The sequence below is a fragment of the Parazoarcus communis genome (assembly GCF_003111665.1).
GTDB lineage: Bacteria > Pseudomonadota > Gammaproteobacteria > Burkholderiales > Rhodocyclaceae > Parazoarcus > Parazoarcus communis_B.
In genome coordinates this window covers 4,007,259-4,030,551 of record NZ_CP022188.1, presented here as the reverse complement: position 1 = coordinate 4,030,551, position 23,293 = coordinate 4,007,259, and the positions used below count along the sequence as shown (strand labels likewise).

General features: G+C 65.4%; 15 protein-coding genes. 1 reads left to right on the top strand and 14 read right to left on the bottom strand.

Going from position 1 to position 23,293, the window contains the following annotated elements; all coding sequences use genetic code 11:
- Nucleotides 1-183: 183 nt before the first annotated feature.
- From CEW87_RS23070 to CEW87_RS18325, 10 genes are all read right to left on the bottom strand, one after another.
- Complete coding sequence (locus CEW87_RS23070) at nucleotides 184-417, bottom strand: zinc ribbon domain-containing protein (RefSeq protein ID WP_420094120.1); 234 nt, start codon at nucleotides 415-417, stop codon at nucleotides 184-186.
- 247 nt (nucleotides 418-664) lie between these two features.
- Nucleotides 665-2,167, bottom strand: coding sequence for a lysine--tRNA ligase (gene lysS, locus CEW87_RS18365; protein ID WP_108975315.1), 1,503 nt, complete (start codon nucleotides 2,165-2,167; stop codon nucleotides 665-667).
- A 366-nt stretch (nucleotides 2,168-2,533) separates the two neighbouring features.
- Nucleotides 2,534-3,553: a toll/interleukin-1 receptor domain-containing protein gene (locus tag CEW87_RS18360; protein WP_159098206.1), complete on the bottom strand. Its 1,020-nt coding sequence runs from the start codon at nucleotides 3,551-3,553 to the stop codon at nucleotides 2,534-2,536.
- 165 nt (nucleotides 3,554-3,718) lie between these two features.
- Nucleotides 3,719-9,763, bottom strand: coding sequence for a DUF7379 domain-containing protein (locus tag CEW87_RS18355; RefSeq protein WP_108975311.1), 6,045 nt, complete (start codon nucleotides 9,761-9,763; stop codon nucleotides 3,719-3,721).
- Nucleotides 9,764-9,838: 75 nt separating this feature from the next.
- Nucleotides 9,839-10,630 (bottom strand): caspase family protein, encoded by a 792-nt coding sequence (locus CEW87_RS18350; RefSeq protein ID WP_108975309.1) that lies wholly within the window; start codon nucleotides 10,628-10,630, stop codon nucleotides 9,839-9,841.
- Nucleotides 10,631-10,756: 126 nt separating this feature from the next.
- Nucleotides 10,757-13,111 (bottom strand): CHAT domain-containing protein, encoded by a 2,355-nt coding sequence (locus tag CEW87_RS18345; RefSeq protein WP_108975307.1) that lies wholly within the window; start codon nucleotides 13,109-13,111, stop codon nucleotides 10,757-10,759.
- A 2-nt stretch (nucleotides 13,112-13,113) separates the two neighbouring features.
- A complete protein-coding gene (locus CEW87_RS18340; RefSeq protein WP_108975305.1) occupies nucleotides 13,114-14,256 on the bottom strand; it encodes a VWA domain-containing protein in 1,143 nt (380 codons plus the stop codon).
- 8 nt (nucleotides 14,257-14,264) lie between these two features.
- Complete coding sequence (locus tag CEW87_RS18335) at nucleotides 14,265-15,206, bottom strand: AAA family ATPase (protein WP_108975303.1); 942 nt, start codon at nucleotides 15,204-15,206, stop codon at nucleotides 14,265-14,267.
- A 10-nt stretch (nucleotides 15,207-15,216) separates the two neighbouring features.
- The gene (locus CEW87_RS18330) at nucleotides 15,217-16,563 is read right to left on the bottom strand and encodes a DUF4062 domain-containing protein (protein WP_108975301.1); all 1,347 of its coding nucleotides are present in this window, start codon (nucleotides 16,561-16,563) and stop codon (nucleotides 15,217-15,219) included.
- Nucleotides 16,564-16,702: 139 nt separating this feature from the next.
- Nucleotides 16,703-16,960, bottom strand: coding sequence for a KTSC domain-containing protein (locus CEW87_RS18325; RefSeq protein WP_108975299.1), 258 nt, complete (start codon nucleotides 16,958-16,960; stop codon nucleotides 16,703-16,705).
- A 246-nt stretch (nucleotides 16,961-17,206) separates the two neighbouring features.
- On the opposite strand from CEW87_RS18325, the gene CEW87_RS18320 reads away from it, so the two are divergent.
- On the top strand, nucleotides 17,207-18,406 hold the full coding sequence (locus CEW87_RS18320; RefSeq protein ID WP_108975297.1) for an aromatic amino acid transaminase: 1,200 nt from the start codon (nucleotides 17,207-17,209) through the stop codon (nucleotides 18,404-18,406).
- Here the strand turns inward: CEW87_RS18320 and CEW87_RS18315 are convergent.
- Genes CEW87_RS18315 through CEW87_RS18300 form a run of 4 tightly spaced genes read right to left on the bottom strand, consistent with a single transcriptional unit; the run spans nucleotide 18,394 to nucleotide 23,286 of the window.
- Nucleotides 18,394-19,683 (bottom strand): amidohydrolase family protein, encoded by a 1,290-nt coding sequence (locus CEW87_RS18315; RefSeq protein ID WP_108975295.1) that lies wholly within the window; start codon nucleotides 19,681-19,683, stop codon nucleotides 18,394-18,396. The genes CEW87_RS18320 and CEW87_RS18315 overlap by 13 nt on opposite strands.
- A 45-nt stretch (nucleotides 19,684-19,728) precedes the next feature.
- Nucleotides 19,729-20,676 (bottom strand): ABC transporter permease, encoded by a 948-nt coding sequence (locus CEW87_RS18310; protein ID WP_199917053.1) that lies wholly within the window; start codon nucleotides 20,674-20,676, stop codon nucleotides 19,729-19,731.
- Nucleotides 20,673-21,740 carry an ABC transporter permease gene (locus tag CEW87_RS18305; protein WP_108975293.1) on the bottom strand — a complete coding sequence of 356 codons (1,068 nt, stop codon included), beginning with the start codon at nucleotides 21,738-21,740 and terminating at the stop codon, nucleotides 20,673-20,675. The genes CEW87_RS18310 and CEW87_RS18305 overlap by 4 nt, the downstream gene beginning before the upstream one ends.
- A complete protein-coding gene (locus CEW87_RS18300) occupies nucleotides 21,730-23,286 on the bottom strand; it encodes an ABC transporter ATP-binding protein (RefSeq protein WP_108975291.1) in 1,557 nt (518 codons plus the stop codon). The genes CEW87_RS18305 and CEW87_RS18300 overlap by 11 nt, the downstream gene beginning before the upstream one ends.
- Nucleotides 23,287-23,293 lie beyond the last annotated feature (7 nt).

Below are 23,293 nucleotides of genomic sequence, written 5' to 3'. Positions count from 1 at the left end.
CTTGCGGCGGCAGGAGCAGTCGCCCAAAAGACTGAGGCGCCGACGATCGAAGCCCAATGCTTTGCGGACATTAGCGATTTCATTCGAGTCCTCTCATATCTCACAATAATGAAGAGAGTCAGTTATCGGGACGAGCGTCGAAGGTCGCGAAAACTATCGGTTTAGGCATATAAGTTAGTAACCTCAAGCTTGTGGAATAAGTTTGCAGCCGCAGTGTTTGCACACCTTGGCCTCTTTGCGCACGAACTCTTTGCAATCTGGGCATCGAACATGGGTGTTCGGTCGTGGTGCGCCGGGATCGTGTTTCTTAGTGCGCACCGCTGCGTAGATCAAGTGCGCGGGAATCGTGAGAAAAAGAAGCACTGCGCCGAATAGGAGAGCGGTGGCGTGCAGGATTATGAATATCAGGTGTCCCATCGCGTTTGCTCTCCTGCTGCTGTTGGCTAGTCGTGGTTGGTTATGACGGATTAATTGGATTCAAATTCGCGCGGTCGCCGAGTGACCGGGGAACTAGTAATCTCATCAGCATGTGAATGAGCATACAAATCCATTCCAATTATGTCCATGGGAATTCTGCACGCCGGCGCCGAACAACAAAAAACCCGCAGGGCCAAAGGCCGTGCGGGTTTTTGTGGGGCGCTGTTCGCTGGATGAGGCGGGGTGCTTACTCCGCCCGCATCTGCGGGAACAGGATCACGTCGCGGATTGCCGGGCTGTCGGTTAGCAGCATCACCAGGCGGTCGATGCCGATGCCGCAGCCGCCTGTGGGGGGCAGGCCGAATTCGAGGGCGCGGATGTAGTCGGCGTCGTAGTACATGGCTTCTTCGTCACCGGCGTCCTTGGCACTGGCTTGCGCGCGGAAGCGGGCGGCCTGGTCTTCGGGGTCGTTGAGCTCGGAGAAGCCGTTGGCGATTTCGCGGCCGACGATGAAGAGCTCGAAGCGCTCGGTGATTTCCGGGTCGGCATCCGAGGCGCGTGCCAGCGGGCTGACTTCGACCGGGTAGTCGATGATGTAGGTGGGTTCCCACAGCTCGGCTTCGGCACAGGCTTCGAACAGTTGCAGTTGCAGGCTGCCGATGCCGCCGGCTTTGACCGGCTCGCCGAAGTCCTTGATCTTCTGCTTGACCCAGTCGGCGTCGGCGAGCTGCTCGACGGTGAAGCCGGGGTGGTACTTGCGGATGGCTTCGACGATGGTCAGGCGGTGGAAGGGCTTGGACAGGTCGAGTTCGCGGCCCTGATAGGTGAAGGTCTCGGTGCCGAGTGCTTCGCGCGCGGCGTGACGGATGAGGCCTTCGGTGAAGTCCATCAGCGTGCGGTAGTTCGCGTACGCCTCGTAGAACTCCATCATGGTGAATTCGGGGTTGTGACGCGGCGAGAGGCCTTCGTTGCGGAAGTTGCGGTTGACCTCGAACACCTTCTCGAAGCCGCCGACCACCAGGCGCTTGAGGTAGAGCTCGGGCGCGATGCGCAGGAAGAGTTCCATGTCCAGCGCGTTGTGGTGGGTGACGAAGGGCTTGGCCGATGCGCCGCCGGGGATGGGGTGCATCATCGGCGTTTCGACTTCGAGGAAGTTGTGGCCGGTCATGTAGTTGCGGATCGACTGCACCAGGCGGCTGCGCGCCACGAAGGTGAAGCGCGACTCTTCGCTCATGATCAGGTCGACATAGCGCTGACGGTACTTGGTTTCCTGGTCGGTGAGGCCATGGAACTTGTCTGGCAGCGGGCGCAGGCTCTTGGTGAGCAGGCGGATTTCGCTGGCCTTGACCGTGAGCTCGCCCGTCTTGGTCTTGAACAGGGTGCCGACGCAGCCGACGATGTCGCCGATGTCCCAGTGCTTGAACTCGGCATAGACGTCTTCGCCCACGCTGTCGCGCTGGACGTAGAGCTGAATGCGGCCCGACAGATCCTGAATGGTGATGAAGCTGGCCTTGCCCATGACGCGCTTGAGCATGACGCGGCCGGCAACCTTGACCTCGACCGGCGTGGCTTCGAGCACTTCCGGTTCTTTGTCGGAGTAGAGCTCGTCGAGCTTGCCAGCGGTGTTTTCACGCGAGAAGTCGTTGGGGAAGGCGCGGCCAGTCTGACGCCATTGCGCGAGTTTCTCGCGGCGTTCGGCGATGAGATGGTTTTCGTCCTGGGCGTTGAGCGGTGCGTTCTGGTCGGACATGAGTCATCGGCAATGTAATCAAGTGCGTAATTGTCGCAGGCGCGCCAGTTGGTAGCAAATCGGCGTTGCAGAAAACCGCTTTGAATGCGGTGAAAACGTCTGGAATGGCGCATTTTTTGCTCGGAGAGCGTGCCATTCACCGGGATGCGGAGCCCCTGATGTCACCTGACCTGATTGTCGAATGGGCCACGGCACGCCTCTCGGAGCCGTCGGACATCGACTGCACGACCACGGTTGCCCGAAGATGGCGAAGGCCAAGCGCGGGTGCTTGAGGTGGTGAGTCATGCGGTCAGCACGGTGCGCTGGCAGGGATTTGCGCGCATTTTTACGACGGAGAAATTCACGCCAAGTGCGGCAGGGCGTTTTTCAGCGGATTTTCACGAGCACTGCATACTCGTGCTGTCCGCTTGCCGGGTCGAGAATGACGACCTCCATCCGCGTTCCGTCCGGCGATACGGCAAAGCTGCTTTGCAGCGGACGACCGTTGAGGGTGTAGGCGCCTTCGCCGCGCCAACCCTGAACGACGGCCGAGCCCGAAACGCGGCCATCGGGGCCGCTACCCTGAATGGTGAGGCGATTTCCCTGCTGCACGATTTCATACTGGCCGCCTTCGCCGTCTTGCCAGAGTCCGCTCAGAAGCGGTGCGCCGGTGGGCGCTTCCGGCACTCGGCTGCGCTCGCGATTGGCTTGCGTCTGGTCCCCTTGCTGCTCGTAGCGCTCGGGGTCGGTGGGCAAGGGCTCTTCGATGACATAGCCGATGACTGCCAGGATCAGGACGACGGTAGCGATCCACCATCTGTACCGGATCTCCTTGACGGCGGACGGCGGCCGCTTCGGCGTCGGTTCCGGCGCTGGTGTTGGGGCCGGTGCAGGCGTCGGTGTGGGTGTTGGGGTCGGTGTTGGGGTCGGCGCGGCGTCTGAAACGCCGAGCACGTTGCGCAGTGAGCTTACCAACTGCGAGACATCGTATTCCCAGCGCTTGTCCGAGAGTTCGATCGCGTTGCGGCGCGCAAGGCTCTCGAGGTCCGGGGGTAAGACGTCTGTTGTCGGGATGCTTGCACCGTCGACCAGCACCGGGATCACGCGCACGCCCTCGCGCTCGAGCGCGGTGGCGATCTCGAGCCGGGTGTAGTCGTTGGGGTCTTCAAGCCGGCGTTTCCCGGTGTCGTCGGTGATCGATGCCCAGCGCGGGCCGATGACGGCAATCAGCACGCCGCATGACTGCAGCGCGTGCTCGATGGCGTCGAGGAAATCCACTCCGGGTTCGATCGCTTCCACATCGCGAAAGATGGGAACGTCGGCGAGGTGTTCCTTCAGGTGATCGGTGAGGCGCCCGGCAGCACTCTGGCTGTCCTGACGGCGGTAACTGACGAAGATGCCTTGCATCGCTGCCTCTCTCATGGTCGCGGATCGCTGCAGGGTATGTCTTGCGTCATTATTGGAACACAGTCCGGCCCGGTTGTTCGTGCGAATCCCGCGTGCATGAACGGTGTCACGACGGAGACATGCCGGCTGCGCGCCGTTCTGGATGGCAGCCGGCTATCCGTGGCCTCAGGGGGCCTCGGCAAGCCGTTCCACCAGCGCCGTCAGCACCTTCACCCGGGTGGCATCGCCGGAGATGTTGCGTCTGGCGAGGAACTCCGCGAGCAGGCGGATCTGCCCCAGCACCGAGTCGAGCTCGCGCGGTGAGTGGGCAACCTGCACCAGCGCGGCCCGATAGGCTTCGACCAGTACGGCCGCGTCGTGCTGTCGATCCCGTCTGTCGCCGGCCTGGCGCACACCCAGCAGCCACGCGGCCAGAGTAGCGTCGGCGCTCGCGACTGCATCGAAGAACTTGTAGCTGAGCTCGAAGTTGCCGCGTGCGGCAAGCTGGCAGGTTTCGATGAGCGGTGTTGGGTCTTCGCGTCTGCTCGAGGGCCGGGTAACGAGGGCGTCGAGTTGCAGGCGGTTGATACAGGCATAGGGATTCCATGGAGAAGGCCCGGGTTGGCCTTCGCCGGACTGATAGGCGTCGCGTGCGGCCTGCAGCACGGTGGAAATCTCGTCCCATTTGGCGCCGCCGCGCAGCAGCACGATCGCCTGGCGCTTGTAGGCGCTGCCGGTGATGGCCATGCGCTCCATGTTGGGGGCGGGCGTAGCCTTGCTGCCGTTTGCGACGTCGCTTCCGGCGTTGGTGCAGGCGGCGAATCCGGCCAGCGCCTGTGCACGGCGCACGGCGCTGTCGGCGAGCGCGCTGGCCGCCTTCAGATTCTGCTCTGGCCCCGGATTGCACAGGCGCTCTGCTTCGCGACTCTCGAGGTTGATCAGCTGCTCGATGGCAGAGAAGGGGACTTTCATGTCCGACGAGTCGGCGCGAACGGCGTTCAGATAGGCGGCATGGGCGCCCGCAAAGCTGTCCTTGAGCGGGTAGTCGGCGAGCAGGCGGCCGAGCGCCTGCTGAACGTCGGCGCGCAGCTTCCAGCCCTCGGGGAGGGCCGCGAAGCGGGCGTCGATCCGCTGTTGCAGCTCGCTGAAGCGCACGCTGTTCGCGTTCTGGATGTGTGCGTCGAGGTGGCGCTGCTCCAGCCAGTCGAGGAGTTCTTCGGGGGCGGTGAGCGGGTAGTTGTCAGTGGGCTCGCGGTGAACATGACGAAGCCGGAAGTCGGGGTCGCCGTACGCCTGGTAGGCGCCCCAGGTATTGCAGTCGTCGTATTCCGCGAAAGTGTCCTTGCGCGCACGATGCACGGCGTCGCCAAAACTTGCGCCGTGTTCGAGCATCTGCTCGAAGAAGCGGGTGGCGAACAGCTTTGCCGCGTCGTCGCGCACTTCCCATCCGGCGGCGACGATGCAGCGCACGCCCATGCTGATCAGCTCCTGCGACAGCCCTGCGGCCAGACGTCCGCCGCCCGAGCTGCCCTTGGCAAGGTGGCAACAGTTGATGAAGACCAGTTCGGGAACGGTTTCCATCAAATCGATTTCACGTGCCGACAGCAGCAGACCGTCTGACAGCACCACGCCGCTGCGGTAGCTGCCGTCGCGTGCGCGCTTGCCGAAGATGCCGTGGGCGTTGATCACCACGATGCGCCAGCTGCCGGAGAACAGGCGGGTGAACACATCGCTGGCGCGACAGTCGGGTGGCGCGTGGGTCACCGTGTAGTTCGCGCGTTCGAGCGCGGCAATGATTGCTTCGCCTTCTTCGGCTGCGCCCGGCAGGCTGGGGAGGCGGTCGGGCTCGGGTTTGCCGTCGGCACCGATGCGGGGCGTCCAGTCCGGGCCGCCGAACTGTGCGTGATAGCCCTCGGTGCTGGGATTCGAGATCACGCAGGCATTCAGGCCGTCCGGACGGATGACTTCGCGGCGGAACTCGCTGGTGACGAACTGGCGCACCATGCGGGTCTTGAGCACCATCGGTGCGCCATCGGTTTCGAGTAGCTCCCACGGCAGGTTTGCCGTCGTCTGGTCGACCACCAGCATCAGGCGGTCGGTCTTGCGTGCGGCGGATTTGAACTCGAGCGGCACGAGCAGCTGGAACAAGGTGTTGCCAAAGCCGCTGCCCGGTGTGTATTGGGTGCTGGCGTAGCTGCCGAGCGTTTCGTCGATGAGTGTTTCGACCGCGCCCGGCTGGCGCACCGGCGATACCGATTCGGCACGTGCCTTTTCCCCCATGTAAGTGAAACGCAGCCTGCGCGCCGGGCGGGTGTCCGGCGGCAGATCCATACCCGTAATCGGCAGGGTTCCGGGCTGGTCGCCACCGCAACCATAAACCTTGAGTATGCGGGTGAGGATGTGGGGCGGAATCGGGTTGGCGATGCGCGGCACATAACAGGCTTCGTCGCAGTTGCTTTCGTCGCGGTCGGCGTCCGTTACCTGCAGCCTTGGCCAGTAGGAACCGCTGTTGCCGATGTAGAGGCGCTGGCGCATGCCCATGCCGAAGTGAAGCTCGCTTGCGGCCTCAAGCTGGGTGTCGACCTGTTGCAGCTCGCGCTCCAGCGTGTGTTCCAGCTTCCTGACCGCGTGTGCGGCCGAAATCGCGGTGTCGAGATAAAGCTCGATCAGCTCCAGTCGCGTGACGCGCACCTCACGCTCACCGCGCGCGGCACGGCTGCGGTTAAAGTCGCGATTGGCGAACAGCACGCCGAGCACGACCGCCTTGACCGATTCTTCGATTTCAAGCTGGGCGGCGGAGTTCGAGCCGATCAGAACGCTGGCAAGCGGCAGGGCGAGCGGGGTGGTGGCTGAGACCTGTTCAGGTTGCAGGGCGCATTCCTCCCCGTAACGGTCACCTGCGTGCAGCAGGTAGCGCAGCACCCCGGCACGCACGGCCTCGGTAACGCCGGCTGCGGCGAGTTTGCCCATGGGGCCGAGACCGACCACCACGGCGCCACGACCAGTCTGGCGCTTGCGTTCCTCGATGCTGCGGGGCATCAGCACGATGGTGGCCCCACCCAGCTCGCCAGAGTGAATTCCCAGCTGCTTGCGATGCGTCAGCGCGCCATTGACCAGGCAACTGTCGATCGCCCATTCGGCACCGGCGATGGGGTCGTCGCGATAGTGGCCGCACAGCACCGGGACGTGGACGAAACGCAGATCGCGTGCCGCGACGCGGACCTTGAGCGTTGCCTTCGGTACCGGGGCTTCGCCGACTTCGGGGTGGCCGCCAAGAATGTTGAGTATCGCCTCGTCCTCGCCCGGCCATCCCGGCGGCGGTCCGGCGCGCCGGGTGCGTGCGGCGCCGGCTCCGGTTTCGTCGCCGCGGGTCTGCGGCAGGCGTTTGAGGGCGGGCTGGCGGCCTTCGAGCAGCGCGTCGATGTCGGCGAAGTACTTGGGCGTGTTGGCCAGACCGGTGTGGTCGACCGGCATCAGCCAGCAGTTGTCCGCGGGGATCGCGCTCAGCTTGCCCGAACGCCAGGTCACCGAGCCATCGCCGAAGGGGGTTTCGGCAATCAGCAGGTTCAGCGTGGAGCCGTCGGGCCGGCGTTGTTCCATCAGCCCGCAGGGGGTGGCATCGGCCTTGCCATAAACGTAGTGGAGGCGTTCCGGTTTGTGCCGCATCCACGCAGTGTCGGCGAGCGCCACCCAGATGCTGCGGGTGGCGTCGAGCGCGGCGGCACTTGGCCGGCCACACAAGCGCTTGCCGAACCAGAAGTCGTTGTTGAACGCGGCCAGACGCTCCCATTCGTCTGCGCGGTAGAACTGCTCGCCCGCGTAACCGCCCGCGTCCACGAAGTCCGGCGCCGGAAGCAGGTTGATGGCACCCTGGAAGGCACCGATGATCTTGAGCACCTCGGGCATGGCGTGGCGGGTGTCGAGCCGCGCCAGCATGCGGATGGTGTCGGACAGGCCGAACAGGGTCTGCACCATGAGGTGGGCGCCGTGGTTGGGCGTGCCCATCATCACCAGGCGACCACCGTCGCGGGCAACAATGCGCTCCCACAGGCTGGCGTCTTGTGCAAATGCGGCGCGCACTACCAGGCCGCCCATGCTGTGCGCGAGGATGCGCACCGGCTGGTCGGGGTGGCGCGCGAGAATGTCGGCGAGGGTTTCGGCAAAGCGGGGGCCTAGCTTGGTCAGCGGCTGGCGCCAGTCGTAGGTGAAGGTTTCGACGTAATGACGGTCGTGCAGGTGGTCCTTGAGCTTGCCATAGGCCAGTCGCACGACGTCGTCGGGCTTGACCGTTTCGCCACTGTCGATGGCAATTCGCGCCAGCCCGCCAAAGCCCATCGACAGGAAGCTCAGCCACACGCCGTCGCCATTGGCGGTGAGTTCGCTGCCCATGATGCCCGGCAGATAGACCACCACCGGGCGGGTGTTCGGTGCCACCTTCTCGCGCTCGCCACGCAGCCGGGCGGGTGCAGGGGCGAGATCGAACATGGGTTTCCAGCGCGGCAGCGTGTCCTGGGGGCCGGCCTGCAGCCATTCGCGCAAGGCCTGCGGCAAGGGCTGGCCTTCGGTCAGGGTGGCATCGCGGAAATAGCTGAAATGGCTGACTTCCGCGCCGCGCACAAAGATCGCGCGTGCTTTGGCTGCAAGCGCAACGCCGCCGTACATCGATGCGGTATCCACCACCAGGTCGTTGCGTGCCTGATCGAAGAACATCCAGTCGGTAAACATCACGCCGATGCGCTTGAGCAGGTTGCCGCCCTCGATGTCGCCGGCGATGATGGCCATGCGCACGCCGGGCACGCTGGCCGCACTGCCGAGCAGCATGCCCATCGGGGCTTCCGGCAGCATGGCTTCGATGCCCGGCACGAGTTGGGGCTGGACGCGATTCTGGGCAACCTCGGTTACCACGCGAGCAAGACATTTGAGCGCCTTGTCCGACGCGCGACGTGCGGCTTCGCCGGCGACCGGGGTGGCGAGCGCACCCGCAGCCGCGCCGATGGCCACACTGCCGAGCTTGCGCACCAGCGCCAGCAAACCGGAGAGGAAGACATCCAGATTGTCGGATAGCAGCGCGGTGCCGCGTGCGGGCGAGGCAACGCGCACGTAGCGTTCGATCACCGGCCTTTTTTGCTGCAGCAGGCTCACCAGCCTGCGCAGCCTGGCCTGTTCGTCGGCGACGAAGGCGAGTCGGGCCTCGCGCAGCGCGGGGTTTGCTTCTTCGGCTTCGAGCTCCTCGGTCCGCGGCATGCGCTGATAGCTCCGGATCAGGCGCTCCAGGTTTGCATCGGTGCCGCCCGGCGGGGGTGGGGCAAGGCACAGCAGATCGCCCACCAGGCCGCCACGCGAATGCGTGACCAGGTTGAGTCGCGCACCGGGCGGGAGCACTTCAAGCAGGGCGATCGCGTTGTCGATCGGGCTTTCGGAAAACGTGCGGTGCTCGTATCCGTAGACCTGGTCGCCAAAGCTGCGGGTCAGGGCCTTCCATTCGCGGCTGCACACCAGATCGCCAAAGCCCCCGAGGGTGTGAGACGCAGTGCCGTGGATGAAGACGAGCGCGGCGGCGCCGCCTGCGGCAAGGGGGGCGAGTCTCGCGTCGTCTGCGGTGCAGCGGTCGGTGGGCTGCAGGGCCGCGCTGGTGCGCCAGTGGTAGAGACCGGGTTCGCCGGCAAGCTGGCTTTCGATTGCCCACATCAGGGCTTTGGTACCCGCCAGCGTGGCCACTTCCATGGCTGCGTTGCCGGCCTTGTCGCCCAGCCATTCGCGCGCCTTTTCCTGCGCAAGGTCGATGATGCCGTCCGGCTTCAGCCGGAGCGCAATGACACGGCGCCAGATCCAGTCGCCCAGACCGCGCGTGGTCGCATCGCGATCGCGAAAGCGGGCGAAGTCGATACTGCCGTCGGGCAGCAGCGCATCGGGCTGGACCTGTGCGATGCGCTCGGCCAGCGCGTCGGTGCGCATGAAGATCGTGGTGCCATCCGCAGCCTCGAGCGCCAGCAGCGTGGTGTCCTCGCTGATCTCGGCCTGTTGCGATGCGTCTGCGCTGCGTCGTGCGGGCGCCAGATCCCAGCTTCCCAGCACTTCGACGTTGTCGATCAGCGGCGTTGGTGCGCGGTCGCTGCGGCTGGCCGGCCGGGTGAGTGCAGCCGGCAGGGTCAGGTTCGGGGTGGCGGGGGCGTCGGCCCGGGAAGCAGCGACGGGAAAGCGAATTCGTGCGGTCGTGATCGGGTCAGCCATCGTTCATCCTCAGGGCCGGCAGTGCGTTCCGGCGATGTCCGTTGCGGTGGGACGCGTCGAGCAATCCCCACTCTCTTACTCGAAGACCTTCCAGCCGCGCGCCGATGTGGAGCCGAATATCTGCGGGTTCTGCGGCAACTGGTTGGTGGGCAGCCAGGTCGGGGTGATCTTCCGGTACCAGCTTGCGTAGCTGCTGCCGGGGGGCAGGTTGGCGAGCGCCTTCAGCGCGTAGTAGGTGAAGGCCCCGTTGGGACGACCGTTGAAGCGCGTGTCCCAGCTGTACTGCGTATCGAGGCAGCCGGCGATCAACAGGTCGCCGCCGCTGCGTGCGATGCCACCCAGAATCTTGGTTGGCATCCGGCTTGGCAGCTTGTCGCTGCTCATCCAGACTTGCGGCGGGAGAAAGCGGGCACGCGGCATGCCGGGATCGAGGTCCGAATTGTCACCGCGCGTCACCGAGCCCGAATGGCAACTGTCGGCGATGATCACAATCCGCACACCCGGCGCACGCTTGCCGAGGAGCACGTGAAGCTCGTCGTCGAGCAAGACCTCGCCTTGCTCGATGTCCCACGGGCACAGCCCTTCGTCACGACCGTCGGGTTCTTCGCCGCTCTCGTCGGGTACCCAGGTGCCATGACCCGAGTAGGTGATCACGACGCTGTCGTTGCGGGAGGCGTTACCGATGATGTCGCCGATGGCCGCAACCATGCCCGATTTGCTGGCGTCGGCATCGAGCAGCATCCGTGTGCTGAACCCCCGTGCCGTCAGTGCGCTAGACCAGTCGTGGGCGTCGTTGACGCAGCCGGACAGGTCGTTTTGCGTACCTGGGTAGTCGTTGATGCCGATGCAAAGCGCGTTCTTGGACATGGCAGCCTCCAGTAGGTGAGGGAACGGCGTGCGACAGGTGGGGTTGTCCCAGGATGCATGTTGTATTTGTTCTTTCTGTTTTCATTCAAGCATCCCGCACCGGCGAATTCCAGTCCGGAGAGGGGTTCAGCTTGCCGAATTGCGCTTTCCGGACGGCTTGGGTGGTGGCAGGCGGAAGTCCGGTTCGCCCCAGACCTGAAACGCTGCCCAGCTTGATTGCCGCGGATAGTGATCGCTCGTTGCAGTACGGGCGGCGATACTTGCCGACTCCAGCGTTGCGCCCCTGCTGATGTCCTCGAAGAAACGTTGTGACCAGTATGCTGCAGCGGTGTCGTCCACGGTCCAGCCCGGGGTCAGCACGCAGCCGACGCCCATTGCGAGGAGTTCTGCTGTCATCGACGTGCTTGCCTTCCCATGCTGATCCATACCCTCGGCCTGTCCGGTCTGCCCGTCCATGTGACGGTCATTGAGGAAAACGAGTTGTGGTGGTTCGCGCATTTTTCCGATTTCGGCCGCGGTCAGGAAGATGCCATCACTGAGGATGAAGCCACTCGTGCGATGTTCCGCGGGCTGACTCTTCGGGGCGCGTTTTATCGGGCGTTTGGTGGGGCGCTTCATGCGCTCGTCTTCGAGCGCGTACTCATGTACCGAACGCCCCAGAATCACCAGAATCCGGAACTCACGTGCATAGAGCCGTTTCATGATCTCGTCGGCATTTTCATGCTCACTCACCATCACCGTATAGCCGGTGGCCCTCAGCGTCTCGGAGATCGCACCGAGTTCGCTGCGGACGCCTGGCAAGGGGGGCAGGCCTTCGGGCATGTCGGGCAGGGTCTGGGTGCTGACCGGGTCGCCGATCAACAGCGCATGGGCGCTCGTGCTCCCGGGGCGCCTGGGTGGCCTCAGGCCGTCGAGCGAGCGCGTGACGGCGACGGGCAGTTGCCGCTTGCCGTCGTGCGGGCCCAGGATTGCCTCCCACGGCAGGGCGGCGGCAGCGCGATCCAGCGTCAGGTGCACGCTGTCCCCCGGTTGAGGGGGATCACGCTTTTCCGGCAGGAGCAACTGCGCCAACGCAAGGGCGAGTTCGTCGAAGGAATCGGTGGCCGATGGCAGTTGCGCCAGCAGCGAATCGAGCAGCGCGGGGTCGTAGCGTACCAGCCATTCCGTCCGGGAGCGGACTGTGGTGTCGAGGTATTGCAAGGTGCCCGGATCGGGCTGGCGCACGGTCAGGCTGCCATTCGACGGCGAGCCGGCGCCGGGTTCGGGGGCGTCTTCGGCGGTGAGCTGTGCGTCGCGCCTGCTGCGATCGCTCATCGCCGCATCGACGATGTTGCGTGCGGTGCGTGCGATCACCTGTGGCAGATCTTCGTCCGCCAAACCGTCGAGATAGGCGATCCGGCCATTTTCGTCGGTGTTCGCAGCCTGACGCTCGATGAGTTCGGGCGGGCCCTCCACCGCTTCCACGAAGACCGGAATCAGCAGTTTGCCAAGTCGCAGCGCGCGGGCGATCTCTTCCATCGGAAACTTACGCGCCTGCGTTGCGCGGCCCGCAACCGAGACAACCACGTCGGCCTCATCGAGCATCCGAGTGAGTGTTTCCTGCCAGGCGTCACCCGACTTCAGGTTCATGTCCCATTCGACGATGGCGCCCAGAGCAAGCAGCGCCTGTTCGAGCGGGCGGGCGAAATGGCTGTACGCGTTCACATACGAGATGAAGATGCGTGGCGGCGGAGCCACGCTCTGCGCCGGCGCGGTTTCCGCGAGCAGATCGCCCGGCGGACGCAGCACGATCTTGCCGACGCGGATCTCCTCGTCGCCGAGTGAGCGCAGGATGCGCTGCCCGTTCTCCTCGTCCCCCCGGGCAAGGGCATCCATCCCGCGCGCGTAGGCGAGCAATGTCTGTTCGCGGGCCAGCGGCATTTCGATTGCTGCGGCGAGTCCGCCGAGTTGCACGCGGGCCGCGACGGGCTTGCTGTCAGCCTGCCGGAGCGCATCGGCAAAAGCGTGCGCGGCGCCGTCGGGGCTGATGAAGGCGAGTGCGACCCAGCGCTGTATCGCGAGAAACTCCGCCAGCTGGGGATCGATTGCGCCCCCCGAACGTTTTTCGATGGTGTCGACGTAGCGCCACAGCAGTTCGGCGACGCGCAGTGCGCGCGGGCGGATGTCGGCGCGGTAGCGCGAGCGCAGCAAGGCCATGCAGTGCCATCGCACCTGCGGATCGATACGGTAATAGCCTGCGCCCAGCGAGCTTGTGATCGGGGCAAACAGGACGTCGGCTTCGAGGCTGCGGTCGGTGCCCTGTGCGGGCAGGAAATTCACGCGGATGAGATCGAGCAGGTCTGCGCGAAGCGTCTCCGGCACCGATGCGTGCATCAGCAGCAGCAAGGCCTCTTCGCCGTAGTCGCTGGCGTATTGTTCGAGCGCGAAATAGGCTTCGCGGACGTCGAGGGGGCGCTGGCCGAGATGGGCGGGATAGGGCATCGTCAGGCCTGTTTATTGCCGCGCAGGATGTCGATCGCGCGCAGCAGGTGATCGGCATCGAGCGGCAGCATTGGCGTGCGCGAGGATGCGATCAGCGACGCGGTCGTTTGTGCCCAGCGCGCGCGCGGCATGGGGTTGAGCCACACCGAGGCGGAAAAGTGCCGCGCTGCAGTGTCGAGAAAGTCGAGTGTCTGCACTGCGCGGCGGCGGTTCAGATAGCCACGCGCACAGCCGGCATCGCTCACGATCAGCAGCGCTGCGCCGGCATGACGGGCCAGCACCGCGTCGCTGGCTTCGGGCGCGGTGAGTTGCTGCGTGCGGAAAAACTGACGCCGTGGCAGGTTGGAAAAGTAGCGGATCTCGGCGCGGGCAAAACGCCCCAGACGCAGGGAGTCTGCCAGTGTGTCGAGGAAGGGGCGCCACGGATCCATGCTCGCGCTGGCATCTGCGAGCACCAGCAGACGCACGTTGTTGCGCCGGCGTGCGCGTAACACCGGTTCCCCGATGAGCCCCCTGCGGCAACGTTCGCGCAGGGTTGCATCGAGGTCGAGTTCGGTGCGCGGGCCGGTGCGGGCGGTGCGCCGGAAGCGTCGCCACAGCACGGCCAGGTCGCGCGCGTTGATGATGACGTGCGGATGCAGCACATAGTCTTCGCCCAGCAGGGGTTCGCCGTCCATGCGCGGAATCGGCAGGCCGCCGCTGTCGCTCGGGCCGGCAAAGGCGAGGCGGACACGCGGAGCGCCTTCTTCAGGTGGGGCGCTTGCCGCGTCAGTCGCTAACGCGGTGTGCCCGGGGGCTGCGTCTTCCGTCTTTGGCAGCGTGAGTGTGCTGCCCGCTGGCGTCTTGTGCTCAGGTTCTGCCTCTGTCTCGCCCTTGACGACGAGGGCCTCAACCGTGGCGGTGAGCGGGGGCGGCACCGGCGGCAGGGACTGAAACCAGCGATTGATCAGGCGCCGCTCTTCCTCATCCCGTGCCCACAAGGCAAGTGCAAGCTCGCGCAGCGACTGGCGGTCGCCGTGGCCGAAACCCGCACGCAGCGCCCGTACCCCGTCCAGATAGTCGCGCACGCCAACGGGTACGCCGCGTGCGACCAGCTCACGAAAGAGCCCGTGAAGGAGCGGCGGCAGGGAATGCGTGGCGCGCATGGATGAGCTCAGTCGCCGGCTTCGTCTACCGTACGTGCGCGGTAACGTTCGATGTCGTTCCGGATCTTGAACAGGATGGCCTGGTCGCTCGTGCCCAGCTTTTCGGGCGAGATCTCTTCGGCCTTGCGGCCCTGCCAGTGCAGCACCCGAATCCAGTCCACCAGTTCGCTGGTGGCCGGCAGCTTCTGCATGCCGAGTTCGAGACCACGCTTGCGGATCTCCATGAAGCGCTCGACCGCGCCAGCCGTGAGTTCGTCGCTCACGGCGTCGAGCCTTGCCTTGAGGTTCTTGGCAACGATGTCGGCCAGCATCGCCTTGTCGGTCGGAAAGTCGAGCTGCACATAGAGGCAGCGCCGCAGGAAGGGCTCGGGGAGCTGCTTCTCGCGGTTGCTGGTGATCAGCACGATGGGGCGAACGCCTTTGGGCGGTGCGCTGATGTGGCGCCCGAAACCGCGCTCGGCAAGACAGGCCTGATCTTCGCTGCGCGGAAGGTCCTCGATGTCGAACTCGAAACGGTCGAGCACGTCGAGCAGGTCATTGGGAAAGTCGATGTCGGCTTTGTCGACTTCATCGATCAGCACCACGCCTGGCTTGCCTTCGCGAATCGCATGGCCGAGGGGTTCGAGATCGATGTAGGGATAGACCTTGCGTGCGGTCGGGTTGTTCGGGTCCTGCGCGTCCTGCAGACGCCGCAGCGCATCGAAACGGTAGAGGAGGTCACGCGCCTGGCTGGTGCTCTTGACGGTCATGATGGTGAGATGCTTGAGCAGACCGAGCTCTTCTGCAATCGCGCTGGCCAGGCGCGTCTTGCCGCAGCCGGCCTCGCCTTCGACCAGCAGCGGGCGGCCCAGCCGGACGGCAAGGTTCACGATCTCCGCCGTTTCTGCAGTGGCAAGGTAGGAGGCCGACTTGTTGCCAGCGAATTGCTTGTAGCGGGACGGTGGCGCCATGGTGTTGTCCTCAGCTTGCGCTGGCCCAGAAGCCGTGCAGGGTCAGCCGGTTATAGACGTCGGATGGATTGCCGTTGGGGGTGGTGGCGAGCGCGGCGATCTCATCGCGTTGTGCTTCGCCGAGCTTGATGCCTGCGCTTTTGCGCAACTCCTTGAGCCATTTCCGAACCGCGCCCGCGCTGATGTCGTCGAGCGCGGGGAGCGCGAGCAGGTCATCGTAGTCCGCGTGGGTGTCGTTCTCGTCCATCCGGAGGACAGCTTCAAGCCCGGCTTGCGGCAGCGGACTATGGTCGATCAGAAACCAGTACAGACGGCCGCTGCCGCAGTCCTGCGTGGCAAGTGCCTTGCGCAGGGGGCGCCAGAAGCTTTCGATAAATCGCGTGAGGCGCTCCGGGCGGTGCCCGATGCTGCGCTGGATGATGATGACCGGCCCCCGGCGCAGGCGCGCGGCGAGTGTCTGGGCCAACTCGGGAAGGGCTGCGCGCTCGATCATCGGGGTGCCAAGCTGGCCGCAGGTCCAGCGGATCAGCGCATCGGCGGTGTCGGCGGGCTGGCCGCAGATCGGCTGGGCATCCTCCCACTCGTCGTCCCAGACGTTCAGAAATTCGGCGAATTCGCGCTGGCCGTGGTTCTCCGGCCCATGCACGAGAAATGCGGCCGCGCGCTCGCCCTTGACCGAGCGGAAGTCTTCGAGCGCGTCGACCAGGGCCATGCGCTGTGTGTCGCGCCCAATGCGACCCAGTTCGGCGAGGGGAATGTCGCCGCTTGCCTGCCGGCGGCCTGCGAGCGCCTGGCGCAGCAGCGTGAGGTTCCAGTTCTGAATGCTGGACAGGGCCTTTCCCAACAGTTCGACCTGATCGCGGTAGAACACCATGATGCGTCCGTCTGCGGCCCATTCCTTTACGGTCTGCAGGAAGCGTGTCTGGTTGGCGTTGTCGAGTGCGGCGAGGTCGGGCGGGTCGAGGTCGGTCTGCGCCTTGGCAGCTTCCCGCAGGTGCTTCTCCGCGGGGCTGCCGGCTTCAGGCAGAAGGATAAAGACCGGGGCCTCGCCATTGCCCCACTTTGCTTCTGCCCAGCGGAATTCGAGTTCGGTAATCGAATACTGGAAACCGGGCGGAATCCATCCGTAGCGAAAGCCGAACAAGCCGAAATAGCCGTCACTTTCGGTGACCCGCGCCTTGCACACATCGACGACGAAGTGGCCGCCTTCAGACCAGTCTTCCTGCAGGTAGATCTTCGCGGCCGGGAGGTTCGACTGCACAAAGTCGCGAACGGATTCCCGATACGCCTTGCAGTCCTTTGCTGTTGCGCTCAGGAATATCTGCGAGATCTCGGCAATGTCGGCATCTGACGGCATGGCGGTTGGTGAGCTTCCCGTGTGCGTTTGCAGGGCGCTGCTGGTTCACCATATGCGATAAGGCGCGTTACCGCCATGTTGCACCCGACCGCGTTGGGCGATGCGCGCTTGCCGGCGAGGACCAGGATGCCGCTTGCAGTTACTTGAACAGGTCGTCCAGCGGGTTGCCCTTTTTCTCCCTGTCAGCGAAGGCTCTGCGCCCGGCGAACTCCTCTTCGATGTTGTCGCGATAGAAGCTCCATGCCGAACCGGAGCTCGACAGCCGCCGCCACAGCTCGGCACCGATGCCGGCGTAATCGATCAGGCTGCCGTCATCGAGTTCGACCCTCAGGGTGCGCGTTCCGGCGTCGTAGCCGACCGCCCGCAGTTTCCCGGAGCTGATACGTTTCATTTCCATGACTGGCTCCTGCAGTACGCACGTTGAAGCGCTATTCTAAGGCTGCCTGCGGTGGCCGGGTTCATGGCAGCGCATCCAGCTCTGCGAGTGCGCTGTGTGGCACCCGGCGCATGCGAAATTCGGTGCTGCGTTCCCCGGGTGCTGATGGCATTGTCTTTTATAATGCGTCCCTTCTTGCGGGCGGCGCACAATCGCGCCGTTTCGCTCGCGCCGCTGCCGAAGCAACCACACCAGGAGTGATACACCGTGTTCCAACATGTCGATGCCTATGCCGGCGACCCGATTCTGTCCCTGATGGAGACGTTCAAGGCCGACACGCGAGCGCAGAAGGTCAATCTGAGCATCGGGCTGTATTACGACGGGCACGGTGTCATTCCGCAGCTGGGCGCGGTGGATGCGGCCGAAAGCCGACTGAACGCGCAGCCTCATGTGGCTTCGGTCTATTTGCCGATGGAGGGGCTGCAGTCCTACCGCAGCGGTGTTCAGCAGCTGCTGTTCGGTGCAGACAACCCCTTGCTGGCACAGGAGCGCGTTGCCACCATTCAGACCGTGGGCGGCTCCGGCGCGCTCAAGGTTGCTGCCGACTTCCTCAAACGCTACTTCCCGGGTTCGGAAGTGTGGGTCAGCGATCCGACCTGGGATAACCATGTTGCGATTCTCGCGGGTGCCGGCTTCAAGGTGCATACCTATCCGTATTTCGATGCTGCCACGCTCGGTGTGGATATCGAGGGCATGCTTGCGACGTTGGCACAGCTGCCGCCGAAGAGCATCGTGCTGCTCCACCCCTGCTGTCATAACCCGACCGGTTCGGATCTGAGCACGGCGCAGTGGGATCGGGTGGTCGAGGTGGTGAAGGCGCGCGACCTGATCCCGTTCATGGACATCGCCTATCAGGGGTTCGGCGAGGGTATCGCGGAAGATGCTTACGCAATCCGTGCGATGGCCGCGGCTGGCGTCAGCTGCCTTGTGTGCAACTCCTTTTCCAAGATCTTTTCGCTGTACGGCGAACGCGTGGGGGGCTTGTCCGTCGTGTGCGAGAGCAGCGAGGAAGCGACCCGTGTGCTTGGCCAGCTGAAGGCGACCGTGCGCCGCAACTATTCGAGCCCGCCGAACTTTGGCGCGCAGGTCGTCGCCATGGTGCTCAACGATGCCGGGCTCAGGCAGCAGTGGCTGGACGAACTTGAGGCCATGCGTCTGCGCATCATCGAGATGCGCAAGACGCTGGTGGCTGAACTGAAAACGGCGCTGCCCGCGCGCAATTTCGACTACCTGCTGCGGCAGCGCGGAATGTTCAGCTACACCGGCTTCAGTGCGGCGCAGGTGGACCGGCTGCGCGAAGAGTTTGGCGTGTACCTGATCGCGAGCGGGCGCATGTGCGTTGCCGGTCTGAACGCCGGCAACGTCAGGCAGGTCGCTGCCGCATTTGCGGCTGTTCAGCCGGGCTGATTGCCGCGCAGCCGCCAGTCCACCGTCTGCGGCCGCTCCGGCAGCGAGAGGCTGGCGGTGGCGGGCGGGGTGCGGGCGATCACGCGGCCCGCGCGCATCACCATCAGCCGGGTGGCACGCAGGCGCAGAGCCTCCACCGGGTCTGCCGCCTGCAGCATGACGAGGTCGGCGCGACAGCCGGGCGCAATGCCATAGCCCTCCAGGCCGAGAATCGAGGCTGCGGTGTCGGTGACCGCTGAATAGCACTGGCGCATCGCAGCCTGTCCGGTCATCTGTGCCACATGCAGGCCCATGTTTGCGACTTCGAGCATGTCGCCGCTGCCCAGCGCATACCAAGGGTCCATCACGCAGTCGTGACCGAATGCCACCGGCACGCCGCCGGCAAGCAGCTCGGGCACGCGGGTCATGCCGCGGCGCTTGGGATAGGTGTCGTGGCGGCCCTGCAGGGTGATGTTGATCAGCGGGTTGGCGATGGCGGCCACGCCCGCTTCGCGGATCAGCGGAATCAGCTTGGAAACATAGTAGTTGTCCATCGAGTGCATCGAGGTCAGGTGCGAGCCCGCGACCCGGCCGTGCAAGCCGAGACGATGCGTGTGCTGGGCGAGGGTTTCGATGTGGCGCGACAAGGGGTCGTCGCTCTCGTCGCAGTGCATGTCGACCCGCAGGCCGCGCTCGGCGGCGAGTTCGCACAGGATGCGCACCGATTCGGCACCGTCGGCCATGGTGCGCTCGAAGTGCGGAATCCCACCCACCACCTCCACGCCCATATCGAGTGCGCGGGTGAGGTTTTCCAGCGCGCCGGGTGCGCGCAGCACACCGTCCTGCGGAAAGGCCACCAGTTGCAGGTCGAGATAGGGCGCGACGCGGCGCTTCACTTCGAGCAGGGCTTCTACCGCCAGCAGGCGTGGGTCGCAGACGTCGACGTGCGAGCGGATGGCGAGCAGGCCCTTTGCGACCGCCCAGTCGCAGTAGGCCATGGCGCGTTCGATGATCGCATCCTGGGTCAGCAGGGGCTTGAGTTCGCCCCACAGCGCGATGCCTTCGAGCAGGGTGCCGGACTGATTGACGCGCGGCTGTCCGTAGCTGAGCGTTGAGTCCATGTGGAAGTGGGGATCGACAAAAGGCGGGCTGACGAGCTGCCCGGCGGCATCGATGACTTCATGGGCGTCGGCGACCAGCGCGCGTTCGACCGCAACGATGCGACCGTCGAGGATGCCGATATCGATCGGGCTGCGGCCATCGGGGAGCGAGGCGTTGAGAATGATGACGTCGAGCATGGGAGTCCCGGTATCTGGTTGGCAGTGGTGTCGGTTGGCGCCGGATCAGCGCTCACCTTTGCGATAAGGCTTCATCAGCGCCTGCGGATAGGCGGCGCGGCGGGCCATCACGATCAGGGCGAGGATGGACAGCAGGTAGGGCAGCATCAGATAGATCTGGTAGGGCAGCGCACCGCCAGCCTGCTGCAGACGCAACTGTGCGGCGTCGAAGGCGGCGAACAGCACCGCGCCGAGCAAGGCCTTGCCCGGCCGCCACGAGGCGAACACCACCAGCGCCACGCAGATCCAGCCGCGACCATTGATCATGTTGAAGAAGAAGGCGTTGAACGCCGACAGCGTCAGGAAGGCACCGGCGAGCCCCATCAGCATCGAGCCCGCGATGACCGCGCCCGTGCGCACCGCGATCACGTCCACGCCCTGGCCCTCGGCCGCGGCGGGGTTCTCGCCGACCATGCGCAAGGCCAGGCCCATTGGCGTGCGGTAGAGCAGGTAGGCGATTGCAGGCACCAGCGCGATGGCAAGCAGAGTCAGCGCGGTCTGTCCCGCCAGCACCGGCCCGATCAGCGGCAGGCCGGCCAGCCCTTCGAGCGGGGCGAAGGCCTCGATGGTGGGCGGCGTGCTGACCTGCGGAAAGCTGACGCGGTAGGCGAAGGCCGACAGGCTGGTGGCGAGCAGGGTGACGCCGAGGCCGGCGACGTGCTGCGACACGGTCAGCCACACGGTGAGTATCGCGTGCAGCAGCCCGAACACACCACCGACCAGGCCGGCGACCAGCACGCCGGTCCACAGGTCGGCGCCGTTGAACACCACGAGCCAGCCGGTGAAGGCGCCGGCCACCATGATGCCTTCGATGCCGAGGTTGAGGACGCCGGCACGCTCGCAGATCAGTACCCCGAGGGTGCCGAGGATCAGCGGCGTCGCCACCCGCAGGGTCGCGACCCAGAAGGAGGCCGAGCCGAGCATGTCGAAAAGGGTCGTCAGAAAATCCATCATGCGCGCCCCCAGCGGATGCGGTAACGGGTGAGCAGGGTGGCCACCAGCATGGTGAGCAGGGCGGTGGCGACGATCACGTCGGCGATGAAGTTGGGCACGCCCACCACCCGGCTCATGCTGTCGGCACCGACCTGAACGGCGGCGACGAAGAGGGCCGCAAGCAGCACGCCCAGCGGGTGCAGACCGGCGAGCATGGCGATGACGATGCCGGCGTAGCCGTAGCCGGGCGACATGTCGGTGGTGACATAGCTCGCGCGCCCGGCGACTTCGCCGACACCGGCCAGACCGGCCAGGGCGCCCGACAGCAGGGCGCACAACAGCACGGTGCGTCCAACCGGCAGACCGGCAAAGGCGGCGGCGCGATTGTTGGCGCCGACCGCACGCAGGGCAAAGCCGAAGGTGGTGAAGCGTTCGATCAGCCACATCAGGATTGCCAGGCCAAAGGCCATCAGCAATCCGGTGTGAACCCGCGAGCGCTCGATCAGGCGGCTGAATTCGAGTTCGGGGTCGAGCGCCACCGATTGCGGCCAGCCCATGGCAAGCGGATCCTTCATCGGCCCGTCCAGCATCATCGATACCAGCAGCAGGGCGACGAAGTTGAGCAGCAGCGTGGTCACGACTTCATCCACGCCCAGTTTCAGCTTCATCCACGCCGGCCCCAGCAGCCACAGCGCACCGGCCGCCGCGCCGGCGGCGATCATCAGCGCGGACAGCAGCGGCAAGGGGAGATCGAAGGTGCTGCCACCGTGCATGCCGCCCACCGCGACCGCTGCGAGTGCGCCGAGGTAGAGCTGGCCCTCGGCGCCGATGTTGAACAGGCGCGCACGAAACGCAACGGCGGCGGCGAGTCCGGTGAGAATCAGCGGGGTGGCACGGGTCAGGGTTTCGGCAAAGGCAAAGCGCGAGCCGAAAGCGCCGTCGAAGAGCAGGGCATAGGTCTGCCCGACCGGGGCGCCGGCCCAGGCCACGAGCAGTGCGCATACGCCCAGCGTGACGAGCACGGCAACAATCGGGGCGAGCAGCATGGCCCGCCGTGAGTATTCACTGCGTGATTCAAGCCGCATGCTGCGGGGCTCCTTCGGTATTCGATGCGGCGCTTCCGGCCATGGCCAGACCGATTGCCGCGCGGCTGCAGCCTTCGGTGGGCAATGCGGGGCCGAGGCGGCCCTTGAACATCACCGCGATGCGGTCGGCAATGGCGAACAGTTCATCAAGGTCCTCGGAAATGACCAGCACCGCAGCCCCCGCCGCCGCGGCGTCGAGCAGGCAGCGATGAACATAGGCGACCGCGCCGATATCCAGACCCCAGGTAGGCTGGTTGGCGACGATCAGCGTCGGGGTCACACCGTCGCCCGCCACCGACAGGGCGCGGCCAAGAATGAGTTTCTGCATGTTGCCCCCCGACAGCACCCGCGAGGGCACTTCGATGCCCGACAGGCGCACGTCGAACTGCTCGACCAGCTTGCGGGTGAAGTCGCGGGCGGTCTTGCCGCGCACGATGCCAGCGCGCGAGAAGGCAGGCAGGTGCAGGCGCTCGGACACCGCGTTCTCCCACACCGGCAGGTCGCCCACCACGCCGACCGTATGGCGGTCCTCCGGGATGCGCGCCACGCGGCGGGCGACCCAGTCGCGCGGGTTGGCGCGCATGATCTGTCCGCTGACGCTTACCTCACCACGATCTGCCGCGAGCGTGCCGCACAGCAGGTCGGCCAGCGCCTGCTGTCCGTTGCCGGAGACGCCGGCAATGCCGACGATCTCGCCGGCGCGAACGACCAGGCTGAGGTCGTCGAGCAGGGTCTTGCCTCCCTGTGCCGCGTGCACGCCGGACAGGTTCAGCACCATGTCGCCGTGCGGGCGTGGCTCACGGGTGGGCAGGGTCACGCTGCGCCCGACCATGAGCTCGGCAAGTTCGGCCTTGGTGGTGTCTTCGGTGTTGCGCACACTTACCAGCCGGCCGCCACGCAGCACCGCCACGCGCGCGGAAACGCGCAGCACTTCGTCGAGCTTGTGGCTGATGAAGATCACCGACAGCCCCTCCGAGACCAGCGTGGCGAGGGTGGCGAAGAGCGATTCGCTTTCCTGCGGCGTCAGTACCGCCGTGGGTTCGTCGAGAATCAGGATACGGGCGCCGCGATACAGCGCTTTCAGGATCTCGACCCGCTGGCGCTCGCCGACGGACAGTGCCGCCACGCGCGCATCGGGATCGACGCCGAGGCCGAAGCGTTCGGCGGTGGCGATCAGTCTGGCGCGTGCGGCACGCCTGCGCGAAAAAGGCAGCCACATTGGCTCGGTGCCGAGCAGCACGTTGTCGAGCACGCTGAGGTTGTCGGCAAGGGCGAAGTGCTGATGCACCATGCCCACGCCGGCCGCGAGCGAGGCCTTGGGGTTGCCCGGCGGCAGTGGCTGGCCGAAGATCTCGATGCTGCCTTCGTCGGCGACGTAGTGCCCGAACAGGATGCTGACAAGGGTGCTCTTGCCGGCACCGTTCTCTCCGAGCAGGGCGAGCACCTCGCCCGTACCGAGGTCGAGCGAGATGTCGTCGTTGGCCACCAGCTTGCCGAAGCGCTTGGTGATGTTTGCCAGGCGCAGGGCAGGCAGGCTTTCATTCATGGTGCGG